19 protein-coding genes are annotated in these 20,773 nt (G+C 64.6%); 10 read left to right on the forward strand and 9 right to left on the reverse strand.

Annotated elements, in window-relative coordinates; translation table 11 throughout:
- Positions 1–138: 138 nt before the first annotated feature.
- Positions 139–1,092, reverse strand: coding sequence for a D-2-hydroxyacid dehydrogenase (locus M2320_RS16390; RefSeq protein ID WP_264598194.1), 954 nt, complete (start codon positions 1,090–1,092; stop codon positions 139–141).
- A gap of 220 nt (positions 1,093–1,312) precedes the next feature.
- Here M2320_RS16390 and M2320_RS16395 point away from each other — a divergent pair, with 220 nt between their 5' ends.
- From M2320_RS16395 to M2320_RS16405, 3 genes are all read left to right on the forward strand, one after another.
- Positions 1,313–2,575, forward strand: coding sequence for an NAD(P)/FAD-dependent oxidoreductase (locus M2320_RS16395; protein WP_264598195.1), 1,263 nt, complete (start codon positions 1,313–1,315; stop codon positions 2,573–2,575).
- Between the two features lie 115 nt (positions 2,576–2,690).
- Positions 2,691–4,898 (forward strand): sensor histidine kinase NtrY-like, encoded by a 2,208-nt coding sequence (locus M2320_RS16400; protein ID WP_264598196.1) that lies wholly within the window; start codon positions 2,691–2,693, stop codon positions 4,896–4,898.
- A complete protein-coding gene (locus M2320_RS16405) occupies positions 4,888–6,255 on the forward strand; it encodes a sigma-54-dependent transcriptional regulator (RefSeq protein WP_264598197.1) in 1,368 nt (455 codons plus the stop codon). The genes M2320_RS16400 and M2320_RS16405 overlap by 11 nt, the downstream gene beginning before the upstream one ends.
- 55 nt (positions 6,256–6,310) lie before the next feature.
- Here M2320_RS16405 and M2320_RS16410 read toward each other — a convergent pair whose 3' ends face one another.
- Positions 6,311–6,550 carry a DUF378 domain-containing protein gene (locus tag M2320_RS16410; RefSeq protein ID WP_184427943.1) on the reverse strand — a complete coding sequence of 80 codons (240 nt, stop codon included), beginning with the start codon at positions 6,548–6,550 and terminating at the stop codon, positions 6,311–6,313.
- Between the two features lie 221 nt (positions 6,551–6,771).
- Between M2320_RS16410 and M2320_RS16415 the strand changes: the two genes are divergently transcribed.
- Both M2320_RS16415 and M2320_RS16420 read left to right on the forward strand, forming a co-directional pair.
- Positions 6,772–7,800, forward strand: a complete 1,029-nt coding sequence (locus M2320_RS16415; RefSeq protein ID WP_264598198.1) for a Ppx/GppA phosphatase family protein — start codon at positions 6,772–6,774, stop codon at positions 7,798–7,800.
- 12 nt (positions 7,801–7,812) lie between these two features.
- Complete coding sequence (locus M2320_RS16420) at positions 7,813–8,517, forward strand: RlmE family RNA methyltransferase (protein ID WP_184427945.1); 705 nt, start codon at positions 7,813–7,815, stop codon at positions 8,515–8,517.
- A gap of 344 nt (positions 8,518–8,861) precedes the next feature.
- On the opposite strand, the gene M2320_RS16425 is transcribed toward M2320_RS16420, so the two are convergent.
- The 5 genes from M2320_RS16425 to M2320_RS16445 form a co-directional block, all read right to left on the reverse strand.
- Entirely contained in the window at positions 8,862–9,548 is a 687-nt protein-coding gene (locus M2320_RS16425) for an outer membrane protein (protein ID WP_184427946.1), read from the reverse strand.
- 219 nt (positions 9,549–9,767) lie between these two features.
- Positions 9,768–10,520, reverse strand: a complete 753-nt coding sequence (locus M2320_RS16430) for an outer membrane protein (protein ID WP_264598199.1) — start codon at positions 10,518–10,520, stop codon at positions 9,768–9,770.
- A gap of 139 nt (positions 10,521–10,659) precedes the next feature.
- Entirely contained in the window at positions 10,660–12,087 is a 1,428-nt protein-coding gene (locus M2320_RS16435; RefSeq protein ID WP_264598200.1) for a DHA2 family efflux MFS transporter permease subunit, read from the reverse strand.
- Positions 12,087–12,416, reverse strand: coding sequence for a type II toxin-antitoxin system RelE/ParE family toxin (locus M2320_RS16440; protein ID WP_264598201.1), 330 nt, complete (start codon positions 12,414–12,416; stop codon positions 12,087–12,089). Before M2320_RS16440 ends, M2320_RS16435 begins: the two co-directional genes overlap by 1 nt.
- Before the next feature lie 6 nt (positions 12,417–12,422).
- Positions 12,423–12,680, reverse strand: a complete 258-nt coding sequence (locus M2320_RS16445; RefSeq protein WP_264598202.1) for a CopG family ribbon-helix-helix protein — start codon at positions 12,678–12,680, stop codon at positions 12,423–12,425.
- 234 nt (positions 12,681–12,914) lie between these two features.
- Between M2320_RS16445 and guaB the strand changes: the two genes are divergently transcribed.
- Together guaB and M2320_RS16455 are read left to right on the forward strand one after the other, a co-directional pair.
- Positions 12,915–14,396, forward strand: coding sequence for an IMP dehydrogenase (guaB, locus tag M2320_RS16450; RefSeq protein WP_264598203.1), 1,482 nt, complete (start codon positions 12,915–12,917; stop codon positions 14,394–14,396).
- 143 nt (positions 14,397–14,539) lie between these two features.
- Positions 14,540–15,532 carry a glycosyltransferase gene (locus tag M2320_RS16455; protein ID WP_264598204.1) on the forward strand — a complete coding sequence of 331 codons (993 nt, stop codon included), beginning with the start codon at positions 14,540–14,542 and terminating at the stop codon, positions 15,530–15,532.
- A gap of 55 nt (positions 15,533–15,587) precedes the next feature.
- Here the strand turns inward: M2320_RS16455 and M2320_RS16460 are convergent, their stop codons facing one another.
- Entirely contained in the window at positions 15,588–15,899 is a 312-nt protein-coding gene (locus M2320_RS16460) for a hypothetical protein (RefSeq protein WP_264598205.1), read from the reverse strand.
- A gap of 207 nt (positions 15,900–16,106) precedes the next feature.
- On the opposite strand from M2320_RS16460, the gene M2320_RS16465 reads away from it, so the two are divergent.
- Entirely contained in the window at positions 16,107–17,402 is a 1,296-nt protein-coding gene (locus M2320_RS16465; protein ID WP_264598206.1) for an RsmB/NOP family class I SAM-dependent RNA methyltransferase, read from the forward strand.
- Positions 17,403–17,520: 118 nt separating this feature from the next.
- Here M2320_RS16465 and M2320_RS16470 read toward each other — a convergent pair whose 3' ends face one another.
- Entirely contained in the window at positions 17,521–18,408 is an 888-nt protein-coding gene (locus M2320_RS16470) for a hypothetical protein (RefSeq protein ID WP_264598207.1), read from the reverse strand.
- A 197-nt stretch (positions 18,409–18,605) separates the two neighbouring features.
- On the opposite strand from M2320_RS16470, the gene M2320_RS16475 reads away from it, so the two are divergent.
- Both M2320_RS16475 and M2320_RS16480 read left to right on the forward strand, forming a co-directional pair.
- The gene (locus tag M2320_RS16475) at positions 18,606–19,886 is read left to right on the forward strand and encodes a lipoprotein-releasing ABC transporter permease subunit (protein WP_264598208.1); all 1,281 of its coding nucleotides are present in this window, start codon (positions 18,606–18,608) and stop codon (positions 19,884–19,886) included.
- Positions 19,879–20,568 carry an ABC transporter ATP-binding protein gene (locus M2320_RS16480; RefSeq protein ID WP_264598209.1) on the forward strand — a complete coding sequence of 230 codons (690 nt, stop codon included), beginning with the start codon at positions 19,879–19,881 and terminating at the stop codon, positions 20,566–20,568. Before M2320_RS16475 ends, M2320_RS16480 begins: the two co-directional genes overlap by 8 nt.
- The last annotated feature ends 205 nt before the right edge of the window (positions 20,569–20,773 follow it).

Raw genomic sequence — 20,773 nt, forward strand, 5'->3', positions numbered from 1 at the left:
TCGCATCCACAGGCCGGAGACATGACCGCACCCGAAATGTTCATACCACGCCAAGAAAACCCTTGATCTAGGGGCGCCGTCCAGACAGGACAGGATCGAATTGCGCCTGACGTCGCAATTCGATCCAGTCCCCTGGTGTCAATCCAGGCGGTTCATCCTTCCGCCCGCGACAAAACTTTCCAGGACCTCGCCAAGCTGGTCCAGCAGCGTCTGCTGCGCCTCCAGGCTGGCCCAGCCGACATGGGGCGTCACCAGCACGTTGGGGCGCTGCGCCAGCCGCATGATCGCGCTGTCGGCGGGCGGCGGCTCGGGGCGGGTCACGTCAATGCCGGCGCCGGCGACATGGCCGGCGTCGAGGGCGCGCTCCAGCGCCGCCTCGTCGACAATGCCACCTCTCGCCGTGTTGATCAGCAGCGGCTTTTTCGCCATCAGCGCGAATTCGCGGTCCGACAGCAGGTTTTCCGTTTCCGCGTTGAGCGGGCAATGCAGTGAGATCACCTCTGACGTCGCGAGCAATTCGTCGAAGGCGATCCGGCCCTCGCTGGCCGGCGCGCCTCTGCGGGCCGCGAACACCACATCCATGCCGAAGGCGCGGCCGATCTCGGCGACGCGCGACCCCAGCGAGCCCGAGCCGATCAGGCCCAGCCGTTTGCCGGAGAGATCGAAAATCGGAAAATCGTGGAAGCAGAACTGGCCGGCCTCCTGCCAGCGGCCGGCGCCCACGGCGTTCGCGTAAGCCAGGATGTTGCGGCTGAGCGCCAGAATCAGCGCGAACACGTGGTCGGGCACCGCGCCCACGGAATAGCCGCGGATGTTGGTCACCCCGACGTTTTTCGCGCGCGCGGCGGAAACATCGACATTGTCGTGGCCGGTGGCCGAGATGGCGATCAGTTTCACGCCGGGCAGGGCGTCGAGCTCGCGCGCGCCGATCCGCACCTTGTTGACCACGACGATCTCGGCGTCGCCGACATGCGCGGCCAGCTGATCCGGCGCCGTGGATTCGTGGTTGATCCAGCGATGCGGAAATTTTGGCTTCGGCAGTCTGACGCCGGGCGCCAGGGTTTTCGCGTCGAGAAAGACGATTTTGTGCATAAATCCTCCGGGGCGCGGCAGGCTAGCGCCGGTCCTGCGCCGCGCCTAGCCGATTTTTGCGCTTAAGCCCGCGATCAGGTAGGAGAAAACTCGGTTCAAGAGGGCGCGTCATGCCCGGCCTTGTGCCGGGCATCCACGCGGGGCTGCCGCCTCGGTTGCGCAGGACGGGACGAAACGTCGTTCCTGACGCCGCCGTATCGGCTGTTCCATGACGGCGTGGATGACCGGGACAAGCCCGGTCATGACGACCGGGTTGCAGCAGGTTTTGCGCATGGGCGAGCGGATCATCATCATCGGCGCGGGGCAGGCGGGGCTGCAGATCGCGGAAAGCCTTCGGGCGGAGCAGTTTGCAGGCGAAATCCTGCTGCTCGGCGAGGAGGGCGTCGCGCCCTACCAGCGGCCGCCCTTGTCCAAAGCCTGGCTCGCCGGCGAGACCGCGACCGAAAAACTCACGCTGCGCGGTCACGATTTTTTCGCCGCCAAGGGCATTGATCTGCGGCTTAGCGTCCATGTCGCCCATGTGGACATCGCCGCGCGAAAAATCACCCTGGCGGAGGGCGAGACGCTGGACTGGACCGGGCTCGCTTTCGCCACCGGCGCCAGCGCCCGCCTTCCAAAACTTGAAGGCGCCGATTTGCCTGGCGTCTGCGTGTTGCGCGGGCTGAAGGATGCGCGCGAAATTTCCGCTCGGCTCGGTATGGCCAAGCGGGTGGTGGTGGTCGGGGGCGGCTTCATCGGTCTGGAAGTCGCCGCCGCCGCGCGGAAGAAAGGCGTGGAGGCGCTGGTGCTGGAGGCGCAGGACCGTCTCATGGCCCGCGCCGTGACCCCAAGAATTTCGGAGTTCTTCGCCGACACGCACCGCGCCAAAGGGGTGGAACTGCATTTTGGCGCGCAGGTCGCCGGGCTCGAGGGCTCCGAGGCCGTCAGCGCCGTGGCGCTCGCAAATGGCGGCGGGTTCAAGGCGGATCTGGTTGTGTTCGGCATCGGCGCTAGCGCCAATGACGCCACCGCCGCCGCCGCGGGGCTCGCCTGCGACCGGGGCATTATTGTCGACGCCTGCGCCCGAACCTCTGCGGCAAATGTGGTCGCGGCCGGCGATTGCACCGTGTTCCGGCGCGCCGATGGCGTGATGCTCCGGCTGGAAAGCGTGCAGAACGCGGTGGAGCAGGGCAAGGCCGCCGCCGCCGCGCTGATGGGGCGCTCAAAACCCTTTGTCGCCACGCCCTGGTTCTGGTCGGACCAATATGACGTGAAATTGCAGATGGCGGGGCTATCGGCCGGCTTCGACCTTCAGGTCGCGCGCGCCCAAAGCGAAAACGCCTTCTCCCTGTTCAATTATTGCGGCGAAAAGCTTGTGTCGGTCGAATCGGTCAACCGCCCCGGCGACCATCTGCTCGCCCGCCGGCTGCTCGACGCCAGCCTGACCCCGGCGCCCGAGCAGATCGCCGATTCAACGGTCGAGCTGAAATCCCTGTTGCGCTGATCTTTTTTTTGCCCTTATCCTGTCGCAAAGAAGCAACAGCGTTGCATTATTGCAACGAATCGGAGCCTCGGCTATGGCTTGAGCCGAGAGCAAACGAACAAGATTTGCGGGCGGGATGATCGGCACGGGCGAACGGGAGGAGATGCGCAAGCAGCGCCGCAGCGAGCGCCGTCTGCTGCCGCGACTCGGCCCCTTCATCGTCACCTTCGCCATTTTCTGCGCGGTCGCGTCCTTCCTGATCTTCGCTGGCCTGACGCCGATCACGCCGACCGACGAAAAAGTCACCATCCTCTTCCTGGTCGATTTCGGCGTCCTGCTGCTGCTGGTCCTGCTGGTCGCCTTCGAGACCGCGATTCTGGTGCGCGCCTGGCGGGCCAAGACCGCCGCCGCCGGCCTGCATATCCGCATTGTCGCGCTGTTTGCGGTGATCGCCGCGGTCCCCGCTCTGTCCATGGCCATTGTCGGCTCGGTGACGCTCGATCGCACCTTGAACCCCGCTTTTATGCGCGACGTCAGGGGTTTTATCGGTGGCGCGACCGAAGCCGCCGACCTGTTCAAGGAGGACCAGTGCCGGTCGCTGTTGCAGGAGGCGCAGCTCACCGCTGGCGATCTCGACCGCGGCAAGCCGATGTTCGACGCCGACCGCGGCCTGTTCAAGGAGTTCTTTTCCTCCCGCGCCAAATTTCTGGGGTTCACGGCCGCCGCTTTGATCAAGCGCGACGGGACCATTGTCGAGCAGGCCGATGTCGCGAGCGGGCGCCCCGACCAGATCGTCAAGCCGCAGCCCGCCGATTTCGACGACGCCGCCAAGAACGAGCCTTTGTGCCTGATCCCCAATGAGGGCCGCAATTTCGTCGCGCTGCGGCCGCTGCCGGCTTTTTCGGATGTGTTCCTCTACGCCAGCCGTCCCATCAATCCGTTCACCATCGAATTTCCCAAACAGGCCAAGGCTTTGGTCGACCTGTTCGGGGCCTTCGAGGCGCACCGGCACAATCTGCAGCTCACCTTCGCCATCATGTTCGGCCTGCTCGCCGCCATCCTGCTGCTGTCCGCCGTCTGGCTCGGTCTCGCCTTCACCAACCTGCTGGTGGCGCCGATCCGCCGCCTGATCGCGGCGACCGATCAGGTCACCGCCGGCAATTTCTATGTGCAGGTGCCGGTGCGCGCGGCGGAAGGCGACCTCGCCCATCTCGGCGAAACCTTTAACAAGATGACCACCGAGCTGCGCTTGCAGCAGAACCGGCTGATCGCCGCCAACCACATGCTCGACGAGCGCCGGCTGTTCACCGAGGCCGTGCTCTCCGGCGTGCCCGTGGCGGTGCTGGGGGTGGGCGCGCGCGGCGATCTTACCGTCGCCAATCCCTCCGCCCGCGACCTGATCGGCGACGAGGAGGGGGTAGGCAAACCGGTGGCGGAGATCATGCCGGAACTGGAGCCCATTCTTGACGAAGCCCGGGGCGGCCACGCCCGGCTCACGCAAAAGCAGATGCAGATGACCCGCGCGGGGCGCGAGCGCATCTACAATGTCCGCATCGCGCCGGGGCCGCTCAATCGCGGCGACCGCACCTTTGTCGCCACGCTCGACGATATGACGGACCTCGTCACCGCGCAGCGCACCTCGGCCTGGGCCGATGTCGCCCGGCGCATCGCCCATGAGATCAAGAACCCGCTCACCCCCATTCAGCTTTCCGCCGAGCGGTTGAAGCGCAAATACGGGCGGGTGATCGTCAACGACAAGGATATTTTCGATCAGTGCACCGACACGATCATCCGCCAGGTCGACGACATCAAGCGCATGGTGGACGAATTCTCGTCGTTCTCGCGCATGCCCAAGGCGCAATTGCAGGACGACGATTTGCGCGCCTGCATCGAACAGGTGCTGTTCCTGATGCGGGTGGGCCACCCGGACATCGAGATTGTCGACCATCTGCCCGAGGGGCCGCAAAGGATGCGCTTCGACCGGCGGCTGGTGTCGCAGGCGCTGACCAATGTGGTGAAGAACGCCACCGAGGGCATTGCCGCCACCGAGATGGAGGATCGGCTGCCAAGAATCGTCGTCAGCCTGCGCTTCGAGGAGGGACAGGCGATCATTGACGTCGAGGACAATGGCAAGGGTTTTCCGCGCGAAAACCGGGCGCGCCTGCTCGAGCCCTATATGACGACGCGCAAGGAGGGCACCGGCCTCGGCCTGCCCATCGTCCAAAAGATTTTCGAGGACCACGGCGGCGGCATCGAGCTGCTCGACGCGACCTCGGGGCAGGGCGCGCTGGTGCGCCTGCACTTCCCCTTAAACAAGCCCAGCCAGGTGGATCATGGCGCATGACATTCTGATCGTCGACGACGAAGCGGACATTCGCGAACTTGTCTCCGGCATCCTCCAGGATGAGGGCTATTCGACGCGCACGGCGCGCAATTCCGACGAGGCGCTCGCCGCGATCGAGGCGCGCCGCCCCTCGATGATCTTTTTGGACATCTGGATGCAGGGGTCCAAGCTCGACGGGCTGCAATTGCTGGAGAACGTCAAGCGCCACCATGAAACCCTGCCGATCGTGATGATCTCCGGCCATGGCAATATCGAGACGGCGGTCACCGCCATCCGCCACGGGGCCTATGATTTCATCGAAAAGCCGTTCAAGGCCGACCGGCTGGTGCTGGTGGCGGAGCGGGCGCTGGAAAATTCGCGGCTGAAGCGCGAGGTCAGCGAATTGAAGGCGCGCAGCGCCGCGGTGACCACGCTGTCAGGCCATTCCGCTTCTTTGCAGCATCTGCGCCAGCTCATCGAAAAGGTGGCGCCGGCCAATTCCCGCATCCTGATTTCCGGCGCCCCCGGCGTCGGCAAGGAATTGGCCGCCCGCGCCATTCATGCGGCGTCGAGCCGGGCGAGCGGCCCGTTTGTGGTGATCAACGCTGCGGCGATCGCCGCCGAGACCATGGAGACAGAGCTGTTCGGCGTCGAGGCGCGCGACGGCCGGCCGCGGAAAACCGGGGCGCTGGAGGAGGCCCATGGCGGCACGCTCTATATCGACGAGGTCGCCGATATGCCGCGCGACACCCAGGCCAAAATCCTGCGCGTGCTGGTCGACCAGAATTTTACGCGTGTGGAGGGGACGACCCGCGTCCATGTCGATGTGCGCGTCATCTCCTCGACGGCGCGCGACCTGCCGCGCCTGATCGCCGAAGGCTTGTTTCGCGAAGACCTGTTCCATCGCCTGTCCGTGGTGCCGATCCGCGTGCCCTCGCTGTCGGAGCGGCGCGAGGACATTCCTGAGCTGATCACCTTCTTCATGGACCAGCTTGCCGCCAATTCCGGCCTGCCCAAGCGGCGCATCGCCGAGGACGCCATGGCGGTGCTGCAATCCCATGACTGGCCGGGCAACATCCGCCAATTGCGCAACAATGTGGAGCGGCTGATGATTCTCACCGGCGGCGAGCCGGACGCTGAGATCACCGCGGAAATGCTGCCGCAGGAGATCGGCGCGCTGGTGCCCTCCACGCCCGGCGGCGCCGGCGGCGAGAAGCTGATGGGCCTGCCGCTGCGCGAGGCGCGCGAGGTTTTTGAACGCGAATATCTGGTGGCGCAGATCAACCGGTTCGGCGGCAATATTTCACGCACCGCCGAATTTATCGGGATGGAGCGCTCGGCGCTGCACAGGAAATTGAAATCTCTGGCGATCGATTGAGGAAAAAGAGGCCGCGCGCCAAAAAACGCGCGCGGCTCTGTTTTGGGAGGTCATTTCAGTACCGGCCGCGTTCGGCGGACACTTCGCCAACCGAAAAGGCCTGTGACAGCGGCGCGATTTGATAGACCGCGGACAGGCCGACGATCACATAGATCAGCTTGGCGACGGCGTTCTGGGCGCTTCCGAACAGGGACGCGATTCCCGTCACAAAATTGGCGTCGGTGAGGCCGACAAGGCCCCAATTCAGGCCGCCGACGATGATGAGGATGAGCGTGATCAGGTTTAGGGCTTTCATGGGCGTCTCCGGGGTGCTGCGCTGCACACCCAACGCGGCCTGCCCGGAAATTGTTCGACGCGCCGGGCGAGGAGACTGCGAAAAGTCTTGTCGGGCCCGGACTGCAAGGAATATGGTACGATGTTAAAGATTGCGCTCATTGCAAGGGCGCGTGGGGGGAGAGAGGTTTGACATCCTTGGGCGCGACTGAAGCGGGAAGCTTCGTTGGCGGGTCGGCGGCGATGCGTCTCGCCCGCCTCGGCGATTCCGCTTCCCGTGAGGTGCGGAAAGGGGTTTATGCGGCGCTCGACCTCGGCACCAACAATTGCCGCCTGCTGGTCGCGCGCCCGATCCGCGACGCGGGCTCCGAATCTTTTCGCATCATCGACGCTTTCTCCCGAATCGTGCGGCTCGGCGAGGGTCTGGCGCAGAGCGGGCGGCTGTCGGAAGCCGCCATCAGCCGCACCATCGACGCGCTGCTGGTCTGCCGCGACAAAATGGCGGCGCGCGACGTCTCCCGCGCCCGGCTGATCGCCACCGAGGCCTGTCGCGCCGCCGAGAACGGCGGGGAATTCGTCGCCCGCGTGCGCGAGCAGACCGGCCTGGAGCTCGAAATCATCAGCCGGGAGACCGAGGCCCGCCTCGCCGCCGCCGGCTGCGCGGCCCTGGCCGACACCGCGGCCAAGAGCGTTCTGTTGTTCGACATCGGCGGCGGCTCCTCGGAAATCGTCTGGCTTTCGCCGGGGCGCGCCGAGAAGGAGGGGCAACCGGACGGGCAGGTGCGGCACTGGACCTCGCTCCAGCTCGGCGTGGTGACTTTGGCCGAAAAATTCGGCGGCGCCGAAGTCAGTTTCAAGCAATTCACCGCGATGACCGAACTGGTCGTGTCCGAATTGCAGCATTTTCTCGCGCGCTCCGCCCAGGAGGAGCGCTGCGGTCGCTTCCATCTGCTCGGCACGTCCGGGACGGTCACCACGCTGGCCGGCGTCCACCTCAATCTCGCCCGCTATGACCGGCGCCGCGTCGACGGCCTGTGGATGTCCCATGCCGAGATCGACACGGTGATGAACCGGCTGCGCGGCATGTCCTATTCGGAACGGGCGCGGAACGCCTGCATTGGGCCGGACCGCGCCGATCTGGTGCTGGCGGGTTGCGCGATTCTCGAGGGCATTCGCCGCTGTTTCCCCTCCGAACGCATCCGCATCGCCGACAGGGGGTTGCGCGAAGGCATGCTTCTGGAGTTGATGCGGGCGGACAAAAGTTTTGCCTGACGGAAACTCACTTTGACGAAATCTTCCGGCGGCGGTTCGGGCGGCGAAGGCGGCCGGGGCCTCAAGATCCGCGTGAAAACCGCGCGCAAGCGCACCTTGGCCTCGACCCTCTGGTTACAGCGCCAGCTCAACGATCCCTATGTCGCCCGCGCCAAGCGCGAGGGTTTGAGGTCCCGCGCGGCCTTCAAGCTGATCGAGATCGACGAAAAATACCATTTGCTCAAGCCTGGGCAAAAAATCGTCGATCTCGGCGCGGCGCCGGGCGGCTGGTCGCAGGTCGCGGCGAAAAAGGTGAAATCCGTGGACGGCAAGGGCAAGGTCGTCGGCATCGACCTCCTGGACATCGAGCCGATTCCCGGCGTTGCATTCGCGGTTCAGGATTTCTTGGCCGATGAGGCGCCCGAGCTGTTGAAAACCATGCTGGGCGGCGAGGCCGATGGCGTGATTTCCGACATGGCCGCCAACACCACCGGCCACAAGCGCACCGATCACCTGCGGATCGTCCATCTCGCCGAACTCGCCGCAGCCTTCGCCGGCGAAGTTTTGGCGCCCGGAGGTTACTTCCTCTGCAAGCTGTTTCAGGGCGGGGAAACCGGCGAACTGGTCACCCAGCTCAAGCGCGATTTCGCCCTCGTCCGCCACGTCAAGCCGCAGGCGAGCCGGGCTGATTCCTCCGAACTCTACGTGCTGGCGACCGGTTTTCGCGGCGCCCGCTGACGGGTTTTGTAAGGCTTACTAAAAAAAACCGTGGCCGCCCCCGCCCTTCGAGACGCCCGCTGACGCGGGCTCCGCGGGGTGAGGGCCAGAGCGCGTTCGGTGAACTCCCGTTCACCGAACGCGCTCTAACTTTTTGGTTTGACGCATTTTCTTCACGCGAACCGGCATCCACTTCGCTCGAAAATGCTCTAATGTATTGTTAGGTATAAACCGAACGCAATTGCGCGCTCGTCGCTCATATGAGCGGGCCGCCTTTCGATCCCATCCCCGAAGATGACAAATAAAAAATCCGCGGCCAAGGGGGCCGCGGATAAGTCTATGCGTTTCGCTGGACTGAGAAAAACTCAGTACTTGGCGACGACCGGAGCCGGAGCCGGGAGGCCGAACTTGTAGGCGACGCCGATGTTGAACGTGTTGTCGGTCTTCTGGAAGCCAAAGTTGACCGGGGCGGCGACGGGGCCGTAAGTCCCATTGAACGTGCCAAAGTTGTAATAGCGATACTCGCCGCGCACGGTCCAGTTGGGCAGGAAGGCGTATTCGAGACCGCCGCCAACGTCGTAGCCGACGTTCGAATCGGCATAGGTGCCGCCGACATTCGAGACCTTGGTGTCGGAGAAGGCGACGCCGCCGATGGCGTAAACCATCACATGGTCGAAGGCGAAGCCGAGACGGCCGTTGAGCGCGGCGAGCAGGTTTTGCTTATAGCCAAACACGAGACCGTTCGTGTCGACGCCCAGGCCCTGGACGTCGCCTTGAACGCCGAGGACGAAGCTGCCGATCTGACGGTTGTAGCCGACGAAGCCGCCGCCCATGATGGAGCTGGCGTTCCGCGTGTTGTTGAGCACGCCGCGGGTGTACTTGCCCTGGGCCCAGGCGCCGCCGAGATCGGCGCCGACATAGACGCCGGTCCAGTCATAGGGGAACACGACCGGCGGAGGAAGCGGAGCATCCTTCACGCTGGGGAGGTCGCCGGCGACGGCCGGGGCGGCCATGGCCAGAGCGGCGAGGGCGGGGGCGAAGCGTTTCAGCATAAGGAAGGTTCCGTGAATAGCGTTGTAAGACTCTACTTGGAGTTAACATACACTTGAGCCTGACCAAGACCTAGATGTGGTTGAGGCCAGTGTAGGGATTCTTAAACAGTGTGGCTGAAAAGAGACACGAGACTTGGCGCGCCGTTCGATGCGTGCGGCGCAAAAAAAATCCGCGACCCCGTGGGGTCGCGGACAATGTCTTTGCAGACTGAGACGAACTCAGTACTTGGCGACGACCGGAGCGGCGGCCGGGCCACCGAACTTGTAGCTCACGCCAACGGTGAAGACGTTGTTGTTGAGGGTCGCGTTGGTGCGGGACAGGACGGCGTTGCCGCCGTAGTTCCAGGAGCCGAAGCCATAGTGGCGATATTCGACGCGGCCGATCCAGTTCGGGGTGAAGGCGTACTGCACGCCGCCGCCGACGTCGTAGCCGGTGTAGGTGTGGTTGATGTTGAAAGAATAGGCCGGGAACAGGGTGCTGTTCCAGGTCGCGGAGGCGCCGGCCCAAGCCACACCGCCGATGACGTAGATCAGGGTGCGGTCGATGGCGTAGCCGAGGGTGCCGTTGACCGAAGCCAGCCAATCCTGGTTGGTCTTGGTGCTCGAATAGTAGCCGTAGAACGGAGCGGCATAGTTGGTGGTCTTGCCGATGCTGGTGCCGTAGAAGTCGCCTTCGACGCCGATCACGAACTGGTTGAACTGGTAGTTATAGCCGATGCGGCCACCGCCAACGACGCCAGCGGCGCTGGTGTTGACGTTGTTGCCGATGTAGTTGCCGAACAGGTCGTACGGCTTGGCGTTCACTTCGCTCCAGCCGCCGCCGATGTCGGCGCCGATGTAGAAGCCGGTCCAGGAGAAGACGGGAACGGGAGCGATGTAGACGGGGGCTTCCTTGCGCGAGGGCAGGTCAGCGGCGAGCGCGGGAGCGGCGATCAGGATCGCGGCGAACGCAGGAACGATCTTTTTCAACATGACAAGGTTTCCACTTATTGAGGCTGACAGCGTCAGTCCATTGAACTTGCCTGAAACTACGCTCTACCGACGCGCATGCCTAGCGGAGTCTCGGGCGCCCCCGTTGATTTCGAGGTGGTGTTGCGCGAACGCCACATGATCATGTCGCATCATCCTTAATATTCTGTCTGTGGCCGGATAAATACGCACCGGCGTTTCCGGGAAGCGGCAGAAAAGCCAGCAAAGCCGCCGCCGAGACCAAGGCGACGCCGAAAAAGGCCGGCGGAAACTGTGCAGCGCCGAGCGCGCCGCCCGACAGTTCGCGGGCGATTTCCAGCGCCCCCGCCGCGACCGTGACCCCCGCCGAAAGCGCGAGTTGCTGCGCCACCGCGTAAAAGCTGGTGGCCTTGCTCAGGCGCGTCTCCGTGATGTCGGCATAGGCGAGCGCGTTCATTGCGGTGAATTGCAGCGAGCGGAAGAAGCCGCCGACAAACAGCGCCGCCATCAGCAGGGCGTGCGGCGAATCCGGGCCGAACAGGCCGACGGCGGCGAGCGACAGGCTCGACAGCACGCCGTTGATCAGCAGCGTGGCGCGAAATCCGAATTTTTGCAGCACGCTTGCGGCCGTCGCCTTCATGATCAACGCCCCCGCCGTGGAGACGAAGGTGGTGAGGCCCGATTCGAACGGCGACATGCCGAATCCCAGTTGCAGCATCAGCGGCAGCAGGAAGGGCGTCGCGCCCGCGCCGATCCGGAACAGCGAGCCGCCGATGACGCTGGCGCGATAGGTGCGCACCTTGAACAGGCTGAGATCGAGAATCGGATTGGTCGCCGTGCGCGCGTGGCGCACGTAGAGAAGGAGACCGATCAGGCCAAACAGGACCAGCGCGCCGGCGGCGGGAAGAGGGATGAAGCCGCGCCCGAGCACGGTCAGCCCGAAGATCAGGCTGGACAGGCTGATGGCGGAGAGAAGGAAGCCGCGCGAATCGAATTTGGCGGGGTTTTCCTGGCGAAACTCGCCAATGTACAGGCTGACCAGCACCATGCCGGCGAGGCCGATGGGGACGTTGATCCAGAAATTCCAACGCCAATGAAAGTAAGTGGAGATGAAGCCGCCCACCGGCGGCCCGAGCATCGGGCCGATCAGCGCGGGAATGGTGAGCCAGGCGAGCGCCCGGACCAATTCGCTGCGCTCGACCGAGCGCATCAGCGCGAGTCGCCCGACGGGGGCCATCATCGCGCCGCCGCAGCCCTGGACGATTCGCGCGGCGACGAATTGCGGCAGGCTGCTCGACAGGCCGCAGAGAATCGAGCCGAGGGTGAAGACGAGAATCGCCGCGCGAAACACCGTGCGGGCGCCGAACCGGTCCGCCGCCCAGCCCGACGCCGGGATGAACACCGCCTGCGCCAGCAGGTAGGAGGTCATCGACAGTTTTAGCGCGATCGGGTCCTGGTGCAGGTCGGCGGCGATCGCGGGCAGGGAGGTGGCCACGATCGTGGAGTCCAAATTCTCCATGAACAGGGCGCAGGCGACGATCAGTGGGGTGATGAAAGGGCGGGGGCGGGAGATCGAACCTTGATCTCGCATTACAGATTATTCTCGCGGCGCACGGTCTTGATGAATTCGCGCAGCGCCTCTGCGCTGCGATTGCCCCTGACATCACGCACGTCGATGATCCAAATCGTTTCCGAGGACACAGTGTAGAGGAGAGAGAATGACGTTCCAGATATCTGGCGCTCCCTCACCTCTTCAAAATCCTCGTAGCGTTCGCCGCTAAAGGGAAATTCAACCAGCGTCCGCTCGGCGTGCTTCAACGCGGCGGCGGCGGCCTTGAGATCGAGTTGCGGATTCTCTCGATAATACCGTCGCATCCACCTGAGGCCATACGCGGCGGTCGGAAGATATTTTACGCCCATCCGGCCTTAGGCTTTCGGAAACGGGGCGTCTTCGTAGGACAGAAGCCAGTCGTGAACGGCGTCGCTGGAAACGCCTTCCACGTTGTTTTCCTTGAGGGCCAGCCCGGTCGCGATCAGGTCGCGGGTCGCCCGACGCTCCTCCACCAGGTTGCGAATCGCCTGGTTGGTCATGAACGAGACCGACCTCTTGTCGAACCGGGCGATCCGCTCGAGTTCGGTCTTCAAATCCTGATCGAGGCGGGTCGTCAGTGAAGTCGTGGGCATCGGCGGGTCGTCAGTGAAGTCGTGGGCATCGGCGGGTCCGGCTGTCAGCGTGTGTCTTACACTGTCATCAGCGCGCAGAAGGTGTCAAATTGATGGGCCTTGCGATGAAAGGCGCGGCGTGCGCGCCAAATTCTGTTGGTTTGCCGCCGATGAGATGCTATGAGCACCCGCCAACTCACCTCAACCGCCGCCGCCGCACTTTTCCGTGCATGGCGCCCAAATCCGGAGCTGGCCTTGACCCATATCCCCGTTCTGACGGAAGCCCTGACCTTCGATGACGTGCTGCTGCGTCCGGGGCATTCGGAAGTCATGCCCTCCGGCGTGACCATCCAGACCCGTTTGACGCGCGGCGTGACCCTGAACCTGCCGATCATTTCCTCCGCCATGGACACGGTCACCGAAGCCCGCCTCGCCATCGCCATGGCGCAGGCCGGCGGTCTGGGCGTCATCCACCGCAACCTCGAGCCCGAGCTGCAGGCCGAGGAAGTGCGCAAGGTCAAGCGCTATGAAAGCGGCATGGTGGTCAATCCCATCACCATCCATCCCGACGAAACCCTGGCGGACGCGCTGGCGCTGATGAAGCGCCATTCCATTTCCGGCATTCCGGTGGTCGAGCGCGGCGAAGGTTTTTCCGGAAAGCTGGTCGGCATCGTCACCAACCGCGACGTGCGTTTCGCCGAAAACATGGCGCAGCCGATTTCCGAGCTGATGACCAAGAAACTCGTCACCGTGGCCGAGGGTTTCGCCAAGGACGAGGCGCGCCGCCTGCTCCACCAGAACCGCATCGAAAAGCTGCTGGTCGTCGACGACGAGTATCGCTGCGTCGGTCTGGTGACCGTCAAGGACATTGAAAAGGCCACCCAGCATCCGGAAGCCGCCAAGGACGAGGCCGGACGCCTGCGCGTCGCCGCCGCCTCCACCGTGGGCGACAAGGGTTATGAGCGCGCCGAGCTGTTGATCGACGCGGGCGTGGACTGCATCGTCATCGATACCGCCCATGGCCATTCGCAGAGCGTGCTCGACCAGGTCACGCGGATCAAGAAAATCTCCAACAGCGTCGGCGTGATCGCCGGCAATATCGCGACCGCCGAGGGCGCCAAGGCGCTGATCGACGCCGGCGCCGACGCGATCAAGGTCGGCATCGGCCCGGGATCGATCTGCACCACCCGCATTGTCGCGGGCGTCGGCGTGCCGCAGCTGACCGCCGTGATGGAAGCCGCGAGCGAGGCGAGGAAGGCCGGCGTGCCCGTGATCGCCGATGGCGGCATCAAATATTCCGGCGACCTCGCCAAGGCGATCGCCGCCGGCGCCGATGTCGTCATGATCGGCTCGCTGCTGGCCGGCACCGAAGAGGCGCCCGGCGAAGTGTTTTTGTACCAGGGCCGCTCGTTCAAGAGCTATCGCGGCATGGGCTCGGTCGGCGCGATGGCGCGCGGCTCCGCCGACCGCTATTTCCAGCAGGACGTGCGCGATTCGCTCAAGCTGGTTCCCGAGGGCATCGAGGGGCAGGTGCCTTATCGCGGTCCGGTGGGACCGATTCTGCACCAGCTCGCCGGCGGTCTGCGCGCCGCCATGGGCTATGTCGGCGCGCCGAACATCGCCGAGTTCCAGCAGAAGGCGCGATTCGTCCGCATCACCGGCGCGGGCCTGCGCGAAAGCCACGTCCATGATGTGGCGATCACCCGCGAGAGCCCGAATTATCCGACCGGGCTGTAACGGGATCGGGGACAGGAACGCATTGCGCCTTTGAAGCGCCGCCATTTCCGGCGGCCGCGTCCGCGCCATGCGATCCAGTCCCCTTCGGCGCTGGGGAACTGGGGTCTTAGGCTAAATTTTTTTTCGTTTCGCCGGTTTTCGCCATGCATGTGCTTCTCGTCCACAACGCAATCATTCCGGTGTTCGCCTATGGAGGCACCGAGCGCGTGGTTTGGGATCTCGGCAAGGCGCTGGTCCGGCTCGGCCATAAAGTGACTTTTTTGGCGCGGCCGGGGTCGCGCTGCGATTTCGCCGACGTGCTGCCGCTTGACCGGAAAAAACCGCTGAAACCGCAGATTCCGCGCCATGTCGACATCGTTCATGTCCAGACTCTGCCGGATTTCGACGCCGATACGGATTTCGATCTGCCGTTCCTGATGACCGAGCACGGCAACGCCACCACGGCGCCGACTCACCGGTTTCTCAACACCGTGTTCATCTCGAAGGACCAGGCGGCGCGGCACAATTCCGACCAATATGTCTATAATGGCCTGGATTGGGACGCTTACGGCCCCGTCGATTTCGCCCGGCGGCGCGATTACTATCATTTCCTCGCCAAGGCGGCGGCGCCGGAGAAGAACGTGCGCGGCGCCATTGACGTCGCCCGCGCCGCCGGCGAGCGGCTCGAAGTTTTGGGCGGAAGGCGGCTCAATTTCCGGCGCGGCTTCCGCTTCACCCCCTGGCCGAGCATCGGCTTCAACGGCATGGTCGGCGGCGAGAAGAAATCCCGTCTGCTCAATGGTTCGCGCGGCCTGATCTATCCGATTCGCTGGACCGAGCCGTTTGGGCTGGTGGTGATCGAAAGCCTGTATTTCGGCTGTCCGGTGTTCGGAACGCCCTATGGCTCGCTTCCCGAACTGGTGGGAGGCGAAGTCGGTTTTCTCTCAACCTCGGCGTCCGAACTCGCCCGCGCTGTCCGCGACAACGCCTTCGATCCCCGCCGCTGCCACGATTATGCGCGGGAGTCTTTCAATGCGACGGCCATGGCGCGCGGCTATCTGGAGAAATACGAGATCATTCTCAACGGCGGCAAGCTCAACGCGTCGCGCCCCTGGCTGACCGACAAGAGCGTCGATCTGCTGCCCTGGAAAGCGTGAGTCCTGCTCATGAAAACGCCGCCGGAGGTCCGGCGGCGTTCGTTTGCGCTTCCGCTCACCAATAATAGTGGCGGTGATAGTAGTGGCGGTGCGGGCGGTAGTAGTAATGCCGATAGGGTCTGTAATAGGGGCGATAATAATAGCGCGGCCGATAATAATGGCGGCGATAGCAGGGGCCCCAGTGCAGGAAACGGCCGGTGTAGCGGTTGTAGCAATAGACGCGGGCTTGTTCGATGAGATCGGAGGCGAGCGTTTGCTTGCCGAGACTGGACGCGGCGACTGGAGCGGCCTTTGCTGAATCAGGCGTGAGTGTTGGCGCCGCCAGGCCGAGCGTCACGGCGAGCAGCAGAAAACGAATGAGACGCATCAGGCAACTCCTTCGAAGCGCAAAACGGAGGTCTTAGCCTCCATCGTCAATCTGCGCTTCCGCCGCGTTCAAGGCAAGGCGCATGATTGCGGAGGCCGAGTTGGCAAAGTCAACGGGATCAATAGGTTGTGCGATGGGTGCGGACGGGCGTTGCGCGGCTCGCATCTTCGTGAAAAGACGGGCGCAGACAAACCGCGAGCTCCCTTCATGCATCCTTCCGCCCGCATCTCCGCTGCGATCGAAATCCTTGGCGATCTGGAAAGCCGCCGCCGCCCGGCCTCCGATGCGCTGAAGGATTGGGGGCTGTCGCACCGATTCGCCGGCTCCAAGGACCGCGCCGCCATCGCCTCGCTGGTCTATGACGCCTTGCGCCGCCGCGCCTCCGCCCGCTTTCTGATGAAATCCGAAACGCCGCGTGCGGAAATGATCGGCGCGCTGTTTTTCGCGCGGGACATGAGTGTTGATGAGATTGCCGGCCAGTTTTCCGGAATCGGCCACGCGCCCGCGCCGCTGAACGAGGCGGAGCGCCAAAGTCTCGCCGCGCAAAATCTGGAGGGCGCGCCGGACTGGGTGCTCGGCGATTATCCGGAATGGCTCGGCCCGCATTTCTCCCGCGCCTTCGGCGACGAGGCGGTGGCGCAAGGCCGGGCGCTCGCCACCCGCGCGCCGCTCGATCTGCGCGTCAACACGCTCAAGGCGACGCGGCCGGAAATGCTGGTCGAACTCGAGCATCTGGGCGCGCAGACCTGTCGTTCCGCGCCGTTCGGCCTGCGCATCCCGCAGGGGGCGGCCGGTCGGGGCGCGGCGCTCGACGCTGAGCCGGCTTACGCGCGGGGCATGATCGAGATTCAGGATGAGGGCTCGCAACTCGCCGCCGCTTTGTGCCGCGCCGCGCCGGGCGAAAAGGTTTTGGATTTGTGTGCGGGCGGCGGCGGCAAGACTCTGGCGCTCGCGGCGACCATGGACAATCGCGGCGAGCTTTTCGCCACCGATTCCGATGGCCGGCGACTCACCCCGATCTTTCCGCGCCTGGAGCGGGCGGGGGCGAAAAACGTTGTCGTGCGCGCGCCGCGCGGAAAGAACGATCCGGTCGCCGATCTCGACGGTCAATGCGATCTGGTGGTCGTGGACGCGCCCTGCACCGGGGTCGGCACCTGGCGGCGCAATCCCGACGCCAAATGGCGGATGCGCCCTGGCGCGCTCGAGCAGCGGCAGGCGGCGCAGGACGAGGTTCTGGCGAAAGGCGCTGCGTTTGTGAAGGCTGGCGGGCGGCTGGTCTATGTCACCTGCTCGCTGTTGTGCGAGGAGAATGAGGACAGGGTCGCGGCCTTCCTGTCGCAAAATCCCGATTTTGCCTGCGAAAGCGCTGGCGACAGCCTTCGTCTGGCAGGGCTGGACGGGCTGGAGGGCGCGGCCTCGCCCCATGGCCCCGGTCTGCGGCTGACCCCGGCGCGCCACGATGTCGACGGGTTTTATGTTGCGGTGCTGATCCGGAAGGGCTGAGGGGCTACCTTTGGGTCATGAACGAACCCCTCATCCGTCGCGCTTCGCGCGCCACCTTCTCCCGCAAGGGGAGAAGGAGGGCGCCGTCACTGGATGAGCGGCCCCGAATGGGGCTCCGTTACGCCGCCTGGCGCGCCGGGCGCGCGGACTCCCCGTCGCGCCAGCGGCCGGGGCGCGCGCCGCCGGGCTCCGCCAAAAGGGCGTCAAAATCCTGGCGCGCCAAGATCTCGATCGGCAGGCCGTTGAGGTGCGGCGAGGGGGTGCGAAAATCCATCGCCAGAAAATGCCGGTCCTCCAGGCGTTGCGCCAGTTCCGCGACGGCGAAGGCGAAGGCCGGGCGACTGCTGGCGAAAAAGCACTCCACGGTGAAGACGCCGCCCACCGCAACGCCGATGATCGCCGCGCAGGTCTGCTCGCCCTCGCGCATCTCCAGCGCATGGGCGAGGCCGCGGCCGAACAATTCGCGCAAATGGGTCCGGCCCGGCGGACGGCGCCCGGCGCCGGAGGTTTGCGCCTCGCAGAGGTCGAGCAGGCGCTCGAAATCGCAGTCGAGCCGCAGCTCCAGGGCGCGGCAGTCGGCGCAGCCCGGGACGTGAAGCGCCCCCGCCCGCACGATGGCGCGCTTGGGCGGCGACCACAGCGAGGCGAGGCCCGGAAAGGCCTCGAAATAGAGGCCGCGGGCATAGAGATCGAGCGCCGAATCGGCGTCGGGCGTCGGCGACAGCCCGCAGAACCCGTCGGCGCGCTCCGGCGCGCGGCCGAGCGACATGGGTTTCGAGTCGAACAGGAAAGCGCGCGTCAGGGCGGCGAGGGCGGTGAGCGCGATCGGCAGCCGCCGGGGATGCGCCCATTCGCCGATCACGCGCGCCAGCCGTTCGACACGGCCGCGCGTCGCCGGCCGGCGCGGCGCGAGCGGCTCGCCGCTTTCCGCGAACAGCCGCGCAATATGCGCGGCGCGCTGGTCGAGCGGCAGCAGCGCGATTTCCTGCAGGCGGACGTTGGACATGTCTTCGGGCTCCGTTCTGGTCCGAAGCCACTGTCGCAGGGTCAGATTGCCGCCCGCTTGGGGAAAAACCTAAAATGCGGGTTTAAAATGATAAAGGATTTCCGGCATTGTGACGAACGCCCGAATCGCGCACAAAAGGTCTTCTTTTGCCCGCAATTCACGCCTAACTCGCGCAAAGCTGAAGAAACCGGAGCGCGATGAATCCGCTGCTGAACAGACCCAAAGCCACGCCTTTCGGCGCCTATGAACGCATGCTCGCCCTGCGCTACATGCGCGCGCGAAAGCATCGTTTCCTGCCCTCGGCCATCGCCGGGCTGTCCGTCACCGGCATCACCGTTGGCGTGATGGCGCTCATCGTCGTCATGGCGGTGATGAACGGCATGCGCGTCGAACTGATGAGCAAGATCATCGGCGGCAACGGCCATTTCTTCCTGCAGCCGATCGACACGCCGATGACCGACTACAAGGAGGTCGCGGCGCAGCTGGAAAAAATTCCCGGCGTCAAGCGCGCCATCCCCATGGTCGAGAGCCCGGCCGGCATATCCTCGCCGACCCAGCAGACCGGCGCGCTGGTGCGCGGCGTCTCCGGCGAGGATCTGAAGCGCCTGCCCGGCATGGCCGGCAATGTGCGCCAGGGGACGCTGGAGGATTTCGATTCCTCGGTCGGCATCGCCATCGGCCAGCGCATGGCCGACAATCTCGGCGTGCGCGTCGGCGACACCGTGTCCGTGCTCACCGCCAAGGGGGCGCAAACCCCGTTCGGCGTGACGCCGCGCATGAAGGCCTATCCGGTCAAGGCGATCTTCCAGTTCGGCCTGTCCGATTTCGACCAGCTGTTCGTCTATCTGCCTCTGGAGGAGGCCCAGGCCTTCTTCAACAAGCCCGGCGAGGTCAGCGTCATCCAGGGATTCGTCGACGATCCCGCCCATATGGACGACGTGCGCATGAAGATCGAACAGGCCATCGAGCGCCCCAACATTCTCACCGACTGGCGCCAGCGCAACAAAGGTTTTTTTGACGTGCTCAAGGTCGAGAGCGACGCCATTTTCCTGATTCTCAGCATTATCGTCGCCGTGGCCTCGCTGCTGATCGTGCAGGGGCTGGTGCTGCTGGTGAAGGACAAGACCCGCGAGATCGCCATCCTGCGCACCATGGGGGCGTCGCGCGGCGCGGTGCTGCGCATTTTCATTCTGACCGGCGTCGCCATCGGCCTGATCGGGGTGACGCTCGGCGTGGTGCTGGGCGTGCCGCTGGCGCTGCATCTCGACGACGTCCGCCAGTTCCTCAATCGCGCCTTCAGCTTGAACCTGTTCCCGGCGCAATATTATTTTGGTCTGTCGCAATTGCCGACCGTGGTGGAGAAGAGCGAAGTCGTCGGCGTGGCCCTGCTCACGCTCGGCCTGTCCTTCGTCGCCACCATCTATCCCGCCTGGCGGGCGGCGCGGCTCGATCCCGTTGAGGCGCTGCGCCATGAATGAGTCCCTTCCGGTCCTCGCCCTCAACGGCGTCACCCGCCGCTATCCCGAAGGGGACGGGTTCCTCGAAATCTTGCGCGGCGCCGACGGCATGCTCTGGCCGGGGCAGGCGGTGGCCCTGGTCGCCCCCTCGGGCGCCGGCAAATCGACCCTGCTGCATATCGCCGGCCTGCTGGAGCGGCCGGACGGCGGCGTCGTCGCCATTGACGGCGAGGTGGCATCGGAACTCGACGATCGCGCCCGCACCGCTTTGCGCCGCGACAAGATCGGTTTTGTCTACCAGTTCCATCACCTGCTGCCGGAATTCACCGCGCTGGAAAACGTGATGACGCCGCAGCTGATCGCGGGCTTGAGCAAGCACGAGGCGCGCGAGCGGGCCTATGAGCTGCTGGACTATCTGGGTCTTGGGGCGCGCGCAAACCACCGGCCCTCCGAATTGTCCGGCGGCGAACAGCAGAGGGTCGCCATCGCGCGCGCGGTCGCCAATGCGCCGGCGCTGCTGCTGGCGGACGAGCCGACCGGCAATCTCGATCCGCAGACGGCGGAAAAAGTATTTTCGGCTCTGATGACGCTGGTGCGCGCCACCGGACTCGCCGCGGTGATCGCAACGCATAATCTTGAGCTCGCCGCGCGGATGGATCGGCGCTGGACCCTCCGCAATGGACTTCTGGTTGAGCTGGAGTAAAAGCACAACCTTATGTCTTGGCGGCGCCCGTGTTTCATTCCATGAGCTGGCGTCGCCAAGCGATTGGATTTGCAGCGCCATGCCTCAAGCTTCGCGCTGGGCTCATCCACAGAAAACGGGCTGTTATCCACAGGACCAATTGATCCGAAGCGCATGAATTTTCGGCCCGTTTGTCCGTTTGCGGAAAAAAATACTTTGCGTTCGA

This window comes from Rhodoblastus acidophilus, assembly GCF_025961575.1.
Classification (GTDB): Bacteria; Pseudomonadota; Alphaproteobacteria; order Rhizobiales; family Beijerinckiaceae; genus Rhodoblastus; species Rhodoblastus acidophilus_C.